Origin of the sequence: Enterobacter sp. 01-M-03-SI-ECC, assembly GCF_047530215.1 — a bacterium.
Taxonomy (GTDB): domain Bacteria; phylum Pseudomonadota; class Gammaproteobacteria; order Enterobacterales; family Enterobacteriaceae; genus Enterobacter; species Enterobacter chengduensis.
Genome location: NZ_JBLKDA010000001.1, coordinates 83,576 through 97,192, shown reverse-complemented (window position 1 = coordinate 97,192; position 13,617 = coordinate 83,576). Strand labels below are relative to the sequence as shown.

Here is a 13,617-nt window from a genome sequence, read left to right as displayed (position 1 = left end):
TTTTTTATCCTTCACTTACCCGGCTGATTAACCATTATCAATGACGACGGATGTTTTACGCAGCACGGGGCAGTGGGTTAAGCCCACGATCCCGCTGTCGGTATGCAGATATTGCGCAGAGCTCATCCCTTGTGCTGTTAAGTATTTACACTGAATGCCTAACCCGGCAGCGTTTTCGGTGCTTCCCACCAGCACGCCATAACCCGTTAGCAGAAGACCAATCCAGACAAGGGCCAGTGCAATAATTGTTCGAGTGATGAATCGCATCATTTCCTCTTTTTTCGTTTTTATCATAATGCTAGCGTAACCGGTTCAGGCGGTTAAACAAGTGCAGGATTCTGAAAAGAGACGCGATGGAAGCGCAGTTAGCCCTTGTTTAAGGTCAACGTGATAACGTTCTTGCATCAGATCTTTTGACGGAGTGTGGAGTGAAAAAAATACGCTGGGTAATTCTGATTATCGTGCTGATAGCGTGCGTGGTGTTATGGACGCAGACGATCAACGTGATGTGCGATCAGGATGTACAGTTTTTTAGCGGCGTTTGCGCGATTAACAAGTTTATTCCGTGGTAACACGCATTTTTTCTCAAGGTGATTTCCTTCCTTCGCGCCAGTGGTAAAATAGACGTTTTTATTGAGGTGGTGAAATGGGTGAGTTACTGAATTCAGGGCTGCTGAATATAGCATCCCTGATGATTTCTTTGGTTGTTCTGCTTGTAGGGCTGGTCATTTGGTTCTTCGTGAACCGCGCCAGTTCACGTACCAACGAGCAGATCGAACTGCTGGAAGCGCTGCTCGATCAGCAAAAACGTCAGAACGCGCTGCTACGCCGTCTGTGTGAGGCTAACGAACCAGAAGAGAAAAGCGTGTCTAAAGACGCGGTCGCTGAAGAGATGAAAGACGAAGACGACTTTATCCGCCTGGTGGCTGAGCGTTAATTTTGATGCGGGGAGGTGGCTGTGGTCTGGAAAAATCCCTGGTATGACCCCTCCCTGAAACATCACACCCCAAACGGTTTTTGTAATACCGCCCCTGTCGGCCATCAACCCGGCGATCTGGACCGCTGGCGTAAAGCGCGTAAAGAGGCCGGTTTGCCGAAGCCACCCGCGCTGGGCTATGCAGACTTTATCCGCCAGTGGTGGCAACCGGTTGAGCTTACGCAGCCTCAGGAAGATGGGGTGTGGTGGCTCGGACACGCGAGCGTGTTGCTCCAGATGGACGGCAATATTCTTCTAACCGATCCGGTTTTTTCACGTCGCGCTTCTCCGCTCCCTTTCCTGGGACCACAGCGCAAAACGCCGCCCGCACTGTACGTCGAACAACTTCACCAGCTTGATGCGGTTGTCATCTCTCATAATCATTACGATCATCTCGATGACGCGACCATTCGCCGTATCCTCAAACGCTTTCCCGACGTCAGTTTCTTTGTTCCGTTAGGTCTTGCCGACTGGTTTCGCCGTCGGGGAGCAAAACGCGTGATTGAGCTCGACTGGTGGCAGAGTTTCACCTGGCAGGGGATGACCCTGACCGCCGTCCCGGCACAGCACTGGAGTATGCGCACGCCATGGAACCGCAATCGCTCATTGTGGTGCGGCTGGGTGATGGAAGGGCGACAGCATCGTTTCTGGTTCAGCGGCGATACGGGATATACGCCTGAACTGCTGTTGATACCCGAGCGTCTGGGACATATCGATGCTGCCGCGTTACCGATCGGCGCCTATGCCCCGCGATGGTTCATGGCTATCCATCATATGGATCCGCAATCTGCGGTGGCATTATGGCAGCAGTTGGGGTGCCCTCTTGCGTTTCCCGTTCACTGGGGCGTGTTTGAACTGGCAGATGACGCCCTGGATGAACCTGTTCGAGAGTTAACTAATGCACTAGATATTTTAGCACCAGTTAATCATTTTTTCAGGATACTGAAAATTGGTGAATATTTATCCTTATAAACGAAGCGACAAGGTGCTGCATATATTCTCTACCTAAACGCACCCAGGAATGTTTTATTTTTATCGAAACGTTTTGCTTGCCTGTTTTTGATGCAGAGTCACAAAAATTTCATTATTTTGGTGCATAACGCTGTTTATTAACTGGTGCATTTTAATACAGCCAGGCGTGTGTTATTAACGCTGTTTTTTTTCTGAAACAATTTGGTCGCGTTACAATGATTTAAGCATAAGTTTTCACAAATTGTTCTAACTCAATCACGATGAAAGATTTCTTTTCCCGCTGGCTGGACGCTTCGTAAAGATTGAGCTATGTTAAAAATGTCTTAGATTACAGCGCTTGTGAAAGCAGCGCTGGGTCTTTGTGACGCAGCAGAGCTGTCTGTACGCGTTGCGCATAATTGTGCAAAACCTGACAGGCACTGTTCGAATTTGTGCGGCGGATCGAGACATGTTTAAAAATGGCTTGCCATATTAAACATAGTGTGTGATAACACGTTTTGGGTCAAACGAGGTACAGTTCTGTTTATGTGTGGCATTTTCAGTAAAGAAGTCCTGAGTAAACACGTTGTCGTTGAATACCGCTTCTCTGCCGAACCTTATATTAGTGCCTCATGCAGTAATGTCTCAGTTTTATCTCAGTTAATGCCTGCGGGCTAAGAAAACACTCTAAGGAATTTTGCAAAATGGCAAAGATTAAAGGTCAAGTTAAGTGGTTCAACGAGTCTAAAGGTTTTGGTTTCATTACTCCTGCTGACGGCAGCAAAGACGTGTTCGTACACTTCTCTGCAATCCAGGGTAACGGCTTCAAAACTCTGGCTGAAGGCCAGAACGTTGAGTTCGAAATTCAGGACGGCCAGAAAGGCCCAGCTGCAGTTAACGTCACTGCTATCTGATCGAACCGCTGCTGACTGAAGCGCCTTGCGCCTCAATCTCAGACATAAAGCCTCGCTTAACGCGGGGCTTTTTTATGTCCGCTATCTTTCAAAATATTACCATCTGCGGTCCTGTTAGTAACTTGTTGCAAAGCTGCGAGGTTAGTAGCACTGTTTTGCCACCCTTAACGCATCTTTTCCCGTTAAATCAGGGCGTTGTTTACTAGCCCTGGGGTTCAGGTGAAGAAGAAATTGATCGCGACCGCCGGAAATTTCACACCGGCGCGTTTTGCGCTGCTCTGTTTGGCTATTTTTTGTAGTCTGGCCTTTTTGCTGGGCCGCGTGGCCTGGCTGCAAATCATCAAGCCTGACAATCTGGTGAAGCAGGAAGATATGCGCTCCCTCCGCCAGGTGGCGATTGATGCGCCGCGCGGCATGATAGTGGATCGCGAAGGCCGCCCCCTGGCGGTGAGCGTGCCCGTCCGGGCCGTCTGGGCCGACCCTAAAACGGTGCTGGCAAAAGGGGGCGTCGGCGCTGATGAGCGCTGGCAGGCGCTGGCCAGCGCGCTGCATCTCTCACTCGACACACTCTCGGCACGCATCAACGCCAACCCACAGGGGCGCTTCATTTACCTTGCTCGTCAGGTCGATCCGGCGCAGGCAAAGTGGATCGACAAGCTGAATCTCCCCGGCATCAACTTGCGCGATGAGTCCCGTCGTTTTTATCCTGCCGGCCATGTGGCTGCGAACCTGATTGGCTTCACCAATATTGACGGGCAGGGCATTGAGGGTGTTGAAAAGAGCTTTAACGCGCAGCTCACCGGCAGGCCGGGAGTGCGCCAGGTCAGGGAAGACCGCTATGGACGCGTGGTTGAAAACCTGACCGAAATAGCCCCCACACCGGCGCATAACATCCAGCTAAGTATCGACGAGCGGCTGCAAACCATCACCGAGGATGCGCTGGACAATGCCGTGGCCTGGAACAAGGCCGAGTCGGGTGCATCGGTGCTCATTAATATCCCAACCGGGGAAATCCTCGCCATGGCGAGCTATCCGGATTTTAACCCCAATAACCGGGAAGGGGCGACGATCAACGATTTTCGCAACCGTGCAATCAGCGATACGTTCGAACCCGGTTCGACCGTCAAGCCGCTGGTGCTGATGACGGCTCTGCAGCAGGGGCTCGTCCAGCCGGACAGCGTGATTGACACGCACCCGTATACCCTTGACGGGCACCGCATTCGCGACGTGGGCTTTTATCCGGAGTTGACGATGACCGGGATCCTGCAAAAATCGAGCGATACCGGCGTGTCCCGGCTGTCGCTGGCGATGCCCGTCCAGCATCTGATTGATACCTATCGAAACTTCGGTTTTGGTACAAATACGGGGCTTGGCTTAACGGGGGAAAGTTCGGGGCTATTGCCGCAGCGTAAATTCTGGAGCCAGCTCGATCGCGCGACCTTTGCCTTCGGCTACGGGCTGATGGTGACCCCGCTGCAGCTGGCGCACGTCTACGCCACGATTGGCGGCTTTGGGCTTGAGCGTCCGCTCTCCATCACCCGCATCGATCCCCCCGTTATCGGGCACCGCGTCATGCCGGAAGAGATTGCGCACGAGGTGGAGCACATGATGGAGAGCGTTGCGCTGCCCGGCGGCGGGGGGGTTAAGGCCGCCGTTCGCGATTACCGGGTGGCGGTGAAAACCGGTACGGCGAAGAAAATTGACGATAGCGGGAAGTACGTCGATAAATACGTCGCCTACACCGCGGGCGTTGCGCCCGCCAGCAATCCGCGCTTTGCTCTGGTGGTGGTGATTAACGATCCGCAAAACGGGGCGTACTACGGCGGTGCCGTCTCCGCGCCCGTCTTCAGCGAGATTATGGGGAACGTGCTGCGTCTGGAGAATGTCAAACCTGACGGGCTGCCGGCGGGTTCCGACCACCTTATCGTTATGCGTTAACCGGGCGTCTATACCCAAAATAATTCGAGTTGCAGGAAGGCGGCAAGGGAACGAATCCCCGGGAGCGTACATAAGTACGTGACTGGGGTGAGTGAGTGCAGCCAACGCACCTGCAACTTGAAGTATGACGGGTATATAACCAGGGCGAATAGCGGTACACTTAGCCCTTTGATTATGCTCCGGAGTCACCATGTCCTTCAGCTGTCCCCTTTGCCACGCGCCCCTGACGCACTCAGAGAAAAGTTATACCTGTCCGCAGGGGCATCAGTTTGACAGGGCAAAAGAGGGCTACGTGAATCTTCTGCCGGTGCAGCATAAGCGCTCCCGCGACCCGGGCGACAGCGCAGAGATGATGCAGGCGCGTCGCGCGTTTCTGGATGCCGGACACTATCTGCCGCTGCGGGAGACCGTCGCGCAGATGCTCAATGACATTCTGCCGGGTTCAGCCACCGCCGTGCTCGATATCGGCTGCGGGGAAGGGTACTACACCGCGCGGTTTGCAGAGGTTGCCCGCGAGAAGGGCGCGCAGACGTTCGGTCTGGACGTGTCGAAAGTGGCCATTCGCGCGGCGGCAAAGCGTTATGCGGACGTGACGTTCTGCGTGGCATCCAGCCACCGTCTGCCGTTTGACGATGCCAGCATGGACGCGGTTATCCGTATTTACGCGCCCTGTAAGGCAGAGGAGCTGGCGCGCGTGGTGAAACCGGGAGGATGGGTGGTCACCGTGACGCCGGGTCCGCGTCATCTGCTTGAGCTGAAAGGGCTGATCTACGACGACGTGCGTCTGCATGCCCCTCATTCTGAATGGCTGGCCGGTTTTACCCTGAAGCAGGAGCAGACCGTGGCGTATGACATGACGCTGAAAGGGGAAGAGGCTACCGCGCTGCTGCAGATGACGCCGTTCGCGTGGCGGGCAAAACCGGAAGTGTGGGAAACGTTAGGCGCAGAGTCAACATTTGGCTGCCAGACGGATTTCAGTATCCACGTCTGGCAGCGCGAAGATTAACCCGCGAAGTGTGCCCAGAGGATCTGGGCACCAATGCCGATCAGCACAATACCGCCTAAGATCTCGGCGCGTTTACCCAGCAGCGGGCCAATAAACCGTCCGACCATCATGCCCAGCGTGGACATAATCAGCGTCGCACAGCCAATAGCCAGCGCGGTGGCGATTATATTGACCTGCAGGAATGCCAGACCGACACCGACGGCCATCGCATCCAGGCTGGTGGCAATAGCCGTGGTAACCAGCAGCCAGAATCCGTGGCGGTGCTGAGGCTCCTCGTCTTCATCATTACCGCCGCGAAAACCTTCAATCACCATTCGGCCACCGAGAAACACCAGCAGTACAAATGCAATCCAGTGGTTCCACTCCAGCACGAACTGGCTGGCAAGCATGCCAAGGCCCCAGCCGATAAGCGGCGTCAGCGTTTCGATAGCGCCAAAGATCAGGCCGGTACGCAGGGCTTCGGAGAATTTAGGTTTGTGGAGCGTGGCGCCTTTTCCGATGGAGGCAGCAAATGCATCCATGGACATGCCAAAAGCGAGGAGGATCGTAGCGGAAATATTCATAACAGCGTCCAGACCGGGGATATCCATATGACACATCACTGCCCCCAGTAAACAGCAGTTGATGTATCTATGGTCTCGCCTGATCGCGCCGCACATAAGTGCTCTAAGCGATCCGTACGTGCCACGTTTTTCAACGAGTATGTTGACACGTACATTTCCTGCGAGCAGGAAATCGGCTACTCCCCAACGACGGGCGAAACCTTAACATATTTTGAGAATATAAAACAACAATGAAAAGGCATTATTTAAAATGCTTGTTGATAACGATTTTCATTTATCTTAAATCGTAAAAATATCGTTAACAGATAGAGATAAAATTAACGAAGAAAATATAGCTTTGGCTATATTTCATGCGCAAAATAAACGCAGAACATAGCCGTGGCTATATATTTAACTCATTGAGTTTTAACAAGTAGCTTGTATATCTTTTCCAGGTCGTCAATATTTTTAACCCGAATAAGCAGGCGGCGATGTTCTAATTGCATCACCAGCACGCCGTCTTCGGATAAATTCATCTCTTTAATACGGTTATATTCTATCCACACGTTGGCGAAGAAAAAACCACGGGATTTAAAAATGATTTTCGGCGTGCGGATCCAGAACAGATAAACGGCCATTAATGCCAGCGCACATAATAACCATGTGGTTAATATTGCACCATGGCTGGTCACGTTGTTGTAAATAAGGATGACGATGAGGCCCGCGAAGATAAACGCATCCACGCGCCCGCGTCGCAGAAGGGGAAGGGAGAGCAGCGTCTCGCCGTGACGGCGGGGCATGATGAACTCGTCATAGATCGCGTAAGCCAGAAGGGCTGCAATAAATAAAACCAGTACGATGTCCGTGACAGTCATTCATCCTCCATATAAAAAAACCGGGGGCAAGCCCCCGGCCTATAGCATTTAAATTTAAAGACCCAGCAGGCCGACTGCGTAGCCCGCGATACCGATGACGAAGAAGCCAACGATAATCCACAGCGGGTTCACTTTCTTACGCAGCAGCCACATGCAGGCGAAGGTCAACAGCAGCGGAACCAGGCCAGGCATGAGCTGATCCAGAATCGTCTGCACGGTGGTGACGCGGGTCTGACCATCCTGACCGGTGATGGTCGACACCACCAGCGGGATGTTCACGTGCGTCCACTTGTTCACCAGCGCCCCCATGACAAACAGGCCGAGGATAGATGCCCCCTCAGTCAGTTTCTGCAGGAAGCCGCCGCCCATGTCCTTAACGATATCTACCCCTTTACGGTAGCCGTAGGCCACACCGTAGTAGCGGGTTAACAGACGCACGGCGTTGAACAGGATGAAGAACAGCAGCGGGCCAAGCAGGCTGCCGCTCATCGCGATACCGGCACCCAACGCCGCGAAGACCGGACGCACGGTACCCCAGAAAATAGGGTCACCGACACCGGCCAGCGGCCCCATCAGACCGACTTTGATACCGTTGATGGCACCATCGTCAATCTCTGCGCCGTTTGCACGCTGCTCTTCCATTGCCAGCGTTACGCCCAGTACGGGGGCCGCAACGTAAGGATGGGTGTTAAAGAATTCCAGGTGACGCTTGATCGCCTGACGGCGCGCTTCGTTGTTTTCCGGATACAGGCGCTTGATCGCCGGCACCATGGAGAAGCAGAAGCCCAGCGCCTGCATACGTTCGAAGTTCCATGAACCCTGAAACAGGTTAGAACGGATGAACACGCCGCGAATATCACCCGGAGTGAGTTTTTTCTCGGTGGTAGTTTTTGTCATATCAACCATTTCGCTCACCTGTTAGTCCAGTTCGTTATCGAGATCGTTGTTACCAGCAGCCTGCGCTGGGGCACCCGCCACGCGGTTATATTTCGGGCTGAGCTGGATGTAGAGAATCGCCATCACCGCACCAATCACGCCCAGCGCCACCAGGTTGAAGTTGGTGAAGGCAGCGGTCACGAAGCCGAGGTAGAAGAACGGCATCAGGTAGCCCGCGCGCATCATGTTGATGACCATCGCATAACCGACGACGACGATCATACCGCCCGCGATGTTCAGACCGCCGGTGACCACTTCTGGAATGGCGTTCAGCATGCTCTGGACTTCGCTGGTACCGACAGAGATTGCCACGATAACCGCCGGGATCGCGATGCGCATCGCCTGCAGGAACAGGGATGAAACGTGGATCCACGACAGCGCCGTGAGGTTACCGTTTTCAGCCGCCTTATCCGCCGCGTGCTGGAAGGCAACGGTGATAGTACGAACGATGATGGTCAGAACCTGGCCTGCTGCTGCCAGCGGGATCGCCAGGGCGATACCGGCACCAATACTCTGGTGACCGGCAATAACCAGAACGGTCGAAATAATAGAGGCCAGCGCGGCATCGGGCGCAACCGCGGCGCCGATGTTCATCCAGCCAAGGGCGATCATCTCCAGGGTACCCCCGATGATGATACCGGTTTTCATGTCACCCAGAACGGCCCCGATCAGCGTACAGGCCACCAGAGGACGGTGAAACTGAAATTCATCAAGTACGGATTCCATACCCGCAATACATGCGACGACGAACACCAGCACAATCTGAAGAGTGGTAATCTCCATTGCACTTCTCCTATTACATAAACTTTATATGAGAACCGGCGCGGGCTTATTTCCCAACTTTGCCGATCAAATCCATCATTTTCAGTTTTTGATCCGTGGAAACCTTGCGGGCTTCCAGCTCAATACCGCGTGCATTCAGCTTGTTGAATGCCTCGATATCTTTCGCATCGACTGAAATGGCGTTGTTGACCTGGGTTTTGCCCTGACGGAATGCCATACCACCAATGTTCACGGAGGTGATTTTCACGCCGCCTTCAACAATGCGCTCAACGTCTGTCGGGTTAGTGAACAGGAGCATCACGCGTTCACCCGCGTATTTCGGGTTGTTGTAAACGCGGATCATCTTGGCGACATCCACGACGTGCGCGGTCACGCCAGGAGGAGCAACCTGAGTGAGAAGGGTTTTACGAACGGTGTCGGCGGCCACTTCGTCGCTGACGACGATAATGCGTCGAACGTTGGTCTCTTTGGTCCAGCGCGTGGCAACCTGGCCGTGAATTAAGCGGTCATCAATACGGGCAAGGCCGATGACCATGTAATCGTTCGGGCCCATCGGTTTTGCCGGTGCTGCCGCTTTCGGTGCCGCTGTGGGTGCAGGGGCAGGTTTTTCAACCGGCTGTGCTTTCAGGGCTTTTACCCCTTCGCGACCGGTTTCAACGGCCAGCGCAACCAGCTCATCGAACGACGGATTGTCGTCGCGCGCCATGAAGGTTTCCACCAGCATGGGGATATTGACCCCGGCGACAACTTCGTAGTGCTCTTTATCGACGACAATACGGCTGGCAGCATTGAACGGGCTGCCGCCCCATGTATCAACGAGAAACAGCACGCCTTTGCTGGTATCCAGCTTCTCAAGCTGAGCGTTGTACTTCTCTATCAGCGTCTCGGCGTTTTCACCGGGAACGAAATCGATCCAGCCGACGTTTTCCTGCTCGCCCAACAGCATCTCTGCCGTTTTGAGTAGCTGCTCAGCAGCCCAACCATGTGTGCCTATGACAATAGCAATGGTCACTTGCTACCTCCTTTTATTATCATTAATACGCCTGCCAGGCAGGCGTACTGAGAATCGTATTGGCGAACCGAATCGATTCAGATAAGGGTTAGAGTTCTAAAAACTAAGACTTCCGCGAATTATTTTAGATAGTGAAAAAATAATTTATGTGATGAAGATCCGTAATTTAGCCACGCGTTACAGATTTCTCTGTAGCGTAAAGCCGCTGTGTTACAGAACTTTGCAAAGGAACGTAAATCTTTGCTAAAAACACAATGTCTCTGATATGTTTAGCCTCCGTTTAATTATTCAGGAGTATAGGGCTACAGCCCACTATATGGACCGTCACCGACGTCAGTCATCTGCCAGGCCATTTCGCGCCTTTTTCACCGGCGATCCTCGCCACGTACCGACTCTTTTTGCCTCTGTTTTGCCCACGTTGAGTGGGGCACCGTTTCGTCATTCCTTTAGCAGGAGCTTGTCATGGAATTCTTAATGGACCCGTCAATCTGGGTGGGATTGCTCACGCTGGTGGTGCTGGAGATTGTTCTCGGCATTGATAACCTGGTGTTTATCGCTATCCTGGCGGACAAGCTGCCGCCAAAACAGCGTGATAAAGCGCGTCTGATTGGCCTCTCGCTGGCGCTGGTCATGCGACTGGGGCTGCTCTCCGTTATCTCCTGGATGGTCACGCTGACCAAACCGCTGTTCTCCGTCATGGATTACACCTTCTCAGGCCGTGATTTAATCATGCTGATCGGGGGGATATTCCTGCTTTTCAAAGCGACGACGGAGCTCCATGAGCGGCTGGAAAACCGGCAGCATGACGATGGGCACGGCAAAGGCTATGCCAGCTTCTGGGTGGTGGTGCTGCAGATCGTGGTGCTTGATGCGGTCTTCTCGCTGGATGCGGTGATCACGGCGGTCGGCATGGTGAACCATCTGCCGGTGATGATGGCGGCCGTCGTCATTGCGATGGCGGTGATGCTGCTGGCCTCGAAACCATTGACGCGCTTCGTCAACCAGCATCCGACGGTGGTCGTGCTCTGTCTGAGCTTCCTGCTGATGATTGGTCTGAGCCTGGTGGCGGAAGGCTTTGGCTTCCATATTCCGAAAGGCTACCTGTACGCCGCGATTGGCTTCTCGATCCTGATCGAGCTGTTCAACCAGATTGCGCGCCGTAACTTTATTAAGCAGCAGTCGAATCAGCCGCTGCGCGCCCGTACCGCAGACGCGATTTTGCGCCTGATGGGCGGTCGTCGTCAGGTGAACGTTCAGTCAGATGCTGAAAACCATAATCCGGTTCCGGTCCCCGAAGGGGCGTTTGTGGAACAGGAGCGCTACATGATCAACGGCGTGCTCTCCCTGGCCTCCCGTTCGCTGCGCGGCATTATGACGCCGCGTGGGGAAATCAGCTGGGTCGATGCTAACCTGAGCGTGGATGAAATTCGCCAGCAGCTGCTCTCTTCTCCACACAGCCTGTTCCCGGTATGTCGCGGCGAGCTGGACGAGATTATCGGCGTGGTGCGGGCGAAAGAGATGCTGGTGGCGCTGGAAGAGGGCGTCAACGTGGAAGCCGTTGCTGCGGCCTCACCTGCGATTGTCGTGCCGGAAACGCTGGATCCGATCAACCTGCTCGGGGTGCTGCGTCGCGCCCGCGGCAGCTTTGTTATCGTCACCAATGAGTTTGGCGTGGTGCAGGGGCTGGTCACGCCGCTGGACGTGCTGGAAGCGATTGCCGGTGAATTCCCGGATGCCGACGAAACGCCAGAGATCGTGGCCGACGGTGAAGGCTGGCTGGTGAAAGGAACAACCGACCTGCACGCGCTCTCGCACACGCTGGGGCTGGAAAACGTCATCAACGACGAAGAAGACATCGCGACCGTTGCCGGTCTGGTTATCGCCGTTAACGGGCAAATCCCGCGCGTTGGGGACGTGATCGAGCTGGCGCCGCTGCACATTACCATCGTCGAAGCCAACGACTATCGCGTTGATATGGTGCGTATTGTTAAAGAACAATCTGCCCACGACGAAGATGAATAAGTCTGCCTAGCGCAGCGGCATCAGGGGCACAATGTGCCCGTTATGATGCGCTGGCGGGGATGCGCTCCCCGCCAGCCACGTCGGAAAATCCCGCAGCGGCATGGGCCGCGCATAGAAAAATCCCTGCAGGACAGGCACGCCGTGGCGGCGCAAATAGCGCGCCTGCTCCTCCGTTTCAACCCCTTCAGCCACCAGTTCAATATTCAGCCGCTGGCCCAGTGCAATAATCATATCCGTCACCGTCGAATTCACGGCGTCGGTGCCGATCGCCGTGGTAAACGACTGGTCGATTTTGAGCACGTCCGGATGCAGCTTTTCAAGCCAGGAGAGAGAGCTGTTCCCGGTGCCAAAATCGTCGATGGCGAGCTTCACCCCTTTGCGATGCAGTTCACGCACGATGCGATAATCCGCATCCAATAGCGCATCCCGTTCCGTCAGTTCAATCACCAGCTGCTGGCGCGGACCGGCGCTGAACCAGAGGTGGTTGAGGTCCTGTATCAACACCGCACGTCGGAAATGGCTGGCGGCGACGTTAATGCCGATGTGAAAACCGGTGCTGTTGGGGAAGTAGCCTATCTGGCGCACCGTTTCGGCGATAACATAGCGGGTGAGAGGTACAATCTGGTTATGTTCTTCTGCCAGAGGGATAAAAACCTCCGGGGCGATCCATCCCTGACGGGGGTTATTCCAGCGCAGCAGGATCTCCACGCCGGTGCATGCCTGGGTTCGGGCATCCACCAGCGGCTGGCAAAAAAGTTCAAATTCCCGCCCCGCGATCCCCATATCGATCTCCCACGTGAAGCTCATCCGGGTTGCCGTGGCCAGCCAGGCGAGATAGCCCAGCACCAGGCTGAGCATGAGCCCCAGCGGCAGCTGGGCTGGCAGGCTTTTAAAGGCTAATTCGCCAGGGCCTGGTCCGCTGACCGAAATGGTGAAAGGGTGCTGGACTGATGACTGCTGAAAAAGCGTGCCTTTCGCATCAAACGTCAGGCTGTCGGTGACGCGTTGTCCGTAGCGCAGAAAGCGATCGCCCACCGTCAGCGCCACGTCATTGATGAGCGGGCGCTGGGGCTCCAGGATCATTTTGGCGATCAGATCGATATTGACGATCTCAATGACGCCTGCTTCACCGTCCGCAGAGACGGGATACCACTGGATCAATATTGGGCTGCCCTTAAGCAGCCACTGGTCGGTCGATAAAATCAGCTTCGCCGTGCTGTCGGGTAATTCTTTCAGGAAGTCACGAAGGGGGACATTGCGGCTGCCGAAAATACTTGAGCAATACAGGACGCCGTCTTTGATCAGGGCGATGGAGCGTACCGTCTGCAAAATGGCGGCCTGCTTTCGCAACGTCAGCTGCGCCTGCGGGCAGGGCTGACCCACCAGGGGCTGGAGCAGGCTGCGGTGGTTCTCTAAAGAAAGCAGTACGTTATCAAGGGCGCGAACGGAGTGGCTGGTGAAATCAAGGATCCGCTGCTGGTTAATATTGCGCTGGGAAATAAAGCGAACGCCTAACGTCAGGATGAGCGTAAGGAGCGCAACCGTCGCACAGACGATAATGCGTTTTCGGCGATAGTGTTTAATGATCGTTTGTGCAGTTTGCATGAACGGTCGCCTGATAAGCCACCAGCTACAAAAGCCGGACGCAACAGTAAAAGTGTA

15 protein-coding genes, 1 pseudogene and 1 riboswitch are annotated in these 13,617 nt (G+C 54.4%); of the genes and pseudogenes, 9 read left to right on the top strand and 7 right to left on the bottom strand.

The window, feature by feature from the left end; all coding sequences use genetic code 11:
• Positions 1-27 precede the first annotated feature (27 nt).
• Positions 28-267, bottom strand: a complete 240-nt coding sequence (locus ACMWKK_RS00475; RefSeq protein WP_045326862.1) for a YobH family protein — start codon at positions 265-267, stop codon at positions 28-30.
• A gap of 161 nt (positions 268-428) precedes the next feature.
• Here ACMWKK_RS00475 and mgrB point away from each other — a divergent pair, with 161 nt between their 5' ends.
• The 7 genes and pseudogenes from mgrB to rlmA all read left to right on the top strand — a co-directional run bounded on the left by mgrB (position 429) and on the right by rlmA (position 5,785).
• On the top strand, positions 429-572 hold the full coding sequence (gene mgrB, locus ACMWKK_RS00470; RefSeq protein ID WP_006175995.1) for a PhoP/PhoQ regulator MgrB: 144 nt from the start codon (positions 429-431) through the stop codon (positions 570-572).
• 74 nt (positions 573-646) lie between these two features.
• Positions 647-937 (top strand): YebO family protein, encoded by a 291-nt coding sequence (locus tag ACMWKK_RS00465; protein WP_112780833.1) that lies wholly within the window; start codon positions 647-649, stop codon positions 935-937.
• Positions 938-958: 21 nt separating this feature from the next.
• Entirely contained in the window at positions 959-1,948 is a 990-nt protein-coding gene (locus tag ACMWKK_RS00460) for an MBL fold metallo-hydrolase (RefSeq protein WP_112780834.1), read from the top strand.
• A 525-nt stretch (positions 1,949-2,473) separates the two neighbouring features.
• A pseudogene (locus tag ACMWKK_RS00455) lies at positions 2,474-2,618 on the top strand (DUF2627 domain-containing protein).
• A 13-nt stretch (positions 2,619-2,631) separates the two neighbouring features.
• Complete coding sequence (gene cspE, locus ACMWKK_RS00450; RefSeq protein WP_001062678.1) at positions 2,632-2,841, top strand: transcription antiterminator/RNA stability regulator CspE; 210 nt, start codon at positions 2,632-2,634, stop codon at positions 2,839-2,841.
• Positions 2,842-3,060: 219 nt separating this feature from the next.
• Positions 3,061-4,779, top strand: coding sequence for a peptidoglycan glycosyltransferase FtsI (gene ftsI / locus ACMWKK_RS00445; RefSeq protein WP_045326697.1), 1,719 nt, complete (start codon positions 3,061-3,063; stop codon positions 4,777-4,779).
• Positions 4,780-4,969: 190 nt separating this feature from the next.
• Positions 4,970-5,785, top strand: coding sequence for a 23S rRNA (guanine(745)-N(1))-methyltransferase (rlmA, locus tag ACMWKK_RS00440; protein WP_161656458.1), 816 nt, complete (start codon positions 4,970-4,972; stop codon positions 5,783-5,785).
• On the opposite strand, the gene mntP is transcribed toward rlmA, so the two are convergent.
• The 5 genes from mntP to manX all read right to left on the bottom strand — a co-directional run bounded on the left by mntP (position 5,782) and on the right by manX (position 9,933).
• On the bottom strand, positions 5,782-6,348 hold the full coding sequence (mntP, locus tag ACMWKK_RS00435) for a manganese efflux pump MntP (RefSeq protein WP_032642634.1): 567 nt from the start codon (positions 6,346-6,348) through the stop codon (positions 5,782-5,784). The two genes, rlmA and mntP, sit on opposite strands and share 4 nt — an antisense overlap.
• 10 nt (positions 6,349-6,358) lie before the next feature.
• Positions 6,359-6,545, bottom strand: a riboswitch (yybP-ykoY riboswitch).
• A 198-nt stretch (positions 6,546-6,743) separates the two neighbouring features.
• Positions 6,744-7,202: a DUF986 family protein gene (locus ACMWKK_RS00430; protein ID WP_112780836.1), complete on the bottom strand. Its 459-nt coding sequence runs from the start codon at positions 7,200-7,202 to the stop codon at positions 6,744-6,746.
• 54 nt (positions 7,203-7,256) lie between these two features.
• Positions 7,257-8,108, bottom strand: a complete 852-nt coding sequence (locus ACMWKK_RS00425) for a PTS mannose transporter subunit IID (protein WP_006810994.1) — start codon at positions 8,106-8,108, stop codon at positions 7,257-7,259.
• A gap of 12 nt (positions 8,109-8,120) precedes the next feature.
• Positions 8,121-8,921: a PTS mannose transporter subunit IIC gene (gene manY / locus ACMWKK_RS00420; RefSeq protein ID WP_008500490.1), complete on the bottom strand. Its 801-nt coding sequence runs from the start codon at positions 8,919-8,921 to the stop codon at positions 8,121-8,123.
• A gap of 46 nt (positions 8,922-8,967) precedes the next feature.
• The gene (manX, locus tag ACMWKK_RS00415) at positions 8,968-9,933 is read right to left on the bottom strand and encodes a PTS mannose transporter subunit IIAB (protein WP_112780837.1); all 966 of its coding nucleotides are present in this window, start codon (positions 9,931-9,933) and stop codon (positions 8,968-8,970) included.
• A 265-nt stretch (positions 9,934-10,198) separates the two neighbouring features.
• On the opposite strand from manX, the gene ACMWKK_RS00410 reads away from it, so the two are divergent.
• A complete protein-coding gene (locus tag ACMWKK_RS00410; RefSeq protein ID WP_406542730.1) occupies positions 10,199-10,408 on the top strand; it encodes a protein YoaL in 210 nt (69 codons plus the stop codon).
• On the top strand, positions 10,396-11,955 hold the full coding sequence (gene yoaE, locus ACMWKK_RS00405) for a CNNM family cation transport protein YoaE (protein WP_023312199.1): 1,560 nt from the start codon (positions 10,396-10,398) through the stop codon (positions 11,953-11,955). Before ACMWKK_RS00410 ends, yoaE begins: the two co-directional genes overlap by 13 nt.
• 6 nt (positions 11,956-11,961) lie before the next feature.
• Here the strand turns inward: yoaE and ACMWKK_RS00400 are convergent, their stop codons facing one another.
• Entirely contained in the window at positions 11,962-13,560 is a 1,599-nt protein-coding gene (locus ACMWKK_RS00400) for an EAL domain-containing protein (RefSeq protein ID WP_112780838.1), read from the bottom strand.
• Between the last annotated feature and the right edge of the window lie 57 nt (positions 13,561-13,617).

Excerpts from the sequence above, each read along its gene's own strand:
- rlmA (WP_161656458.1), top strand. The coding sequence starts at position 4,970 with ATGTCCTTCAGCTGTCCCCTTTGCCACGCGCCCCTGACGCACTCAGAG.
- ACMWKK_RS00475 (WP_045326862.1), bottom strand. The coding sequence starts at position 267 with ATGCGATTCATCACTCGAACAATTATTGCACTGGCCCTTGTCTGGATT.
- cspE (WP_001062678.1), top strand. The coding sequence starts at position 2,632 with ATGGCAAAGATTAAAGGTCAAGTTAAGTGGTTCAACGAGTCTAAAGGT.
- ACMWKK_RS00430 (WP_112780836.1), bottom strand. The coding sequence starts at position 7,202 with ATGACTGTCACGGACATCGTACTGGTTTTATTTATTGCAGCCCTTCTG.
- mntP (WP_032642634.1), bottom strand. The coding sequence starts at position 6,348 with ATGAATATTTCCGCTACGATCCTCCTCGCTTTTGGCATGTCCATGGAT.
- manY (WP_008500490.1), bottom strand. The coding sequence starts at position 8,921 with ATGGAGATTACCACTCTTCAGATTGTGCTGGTGTTCGTCGTCGCATGT.
- ACMWKK_RS00465 (WP_112780833.1), top strand. The coding sequence starts at position 647 with ATGGGTGAGTTACTGAATTCAGGGCTGCTGAATATAGCATCCCTGATG.
- ACMWKK_RS00410 (WP_406542730.1), top strand. The coding sequence starts at position 10,199 with ATGTTTAGCCTCCGTTTAATTATTCAGGAGTATAGGGCTACAGCCCAC.
- ACMWKK_RS00400 (WP_112780838.1), bottom strand. The coding sequence starts at position 13,560 with ATGCAAACTGCACAAACGATCATTAAACACTATCGCCGAAAACGCATT.
- ACMWKK_RS00425 (WP_006810994.1), bottom strand. The coding sequence starts at position 8,108 with ATGGTTGATATGACAAAAACTACCACCGAGAAAAAACTCACTCCGGGT.
- yoaE (WP_023312199.1), top strand. The coding sequence starts at position 10,396 with ATGGAATTCTTAATGGACCCGTCAATCTGGGTGGGATTGCTCACGCTG.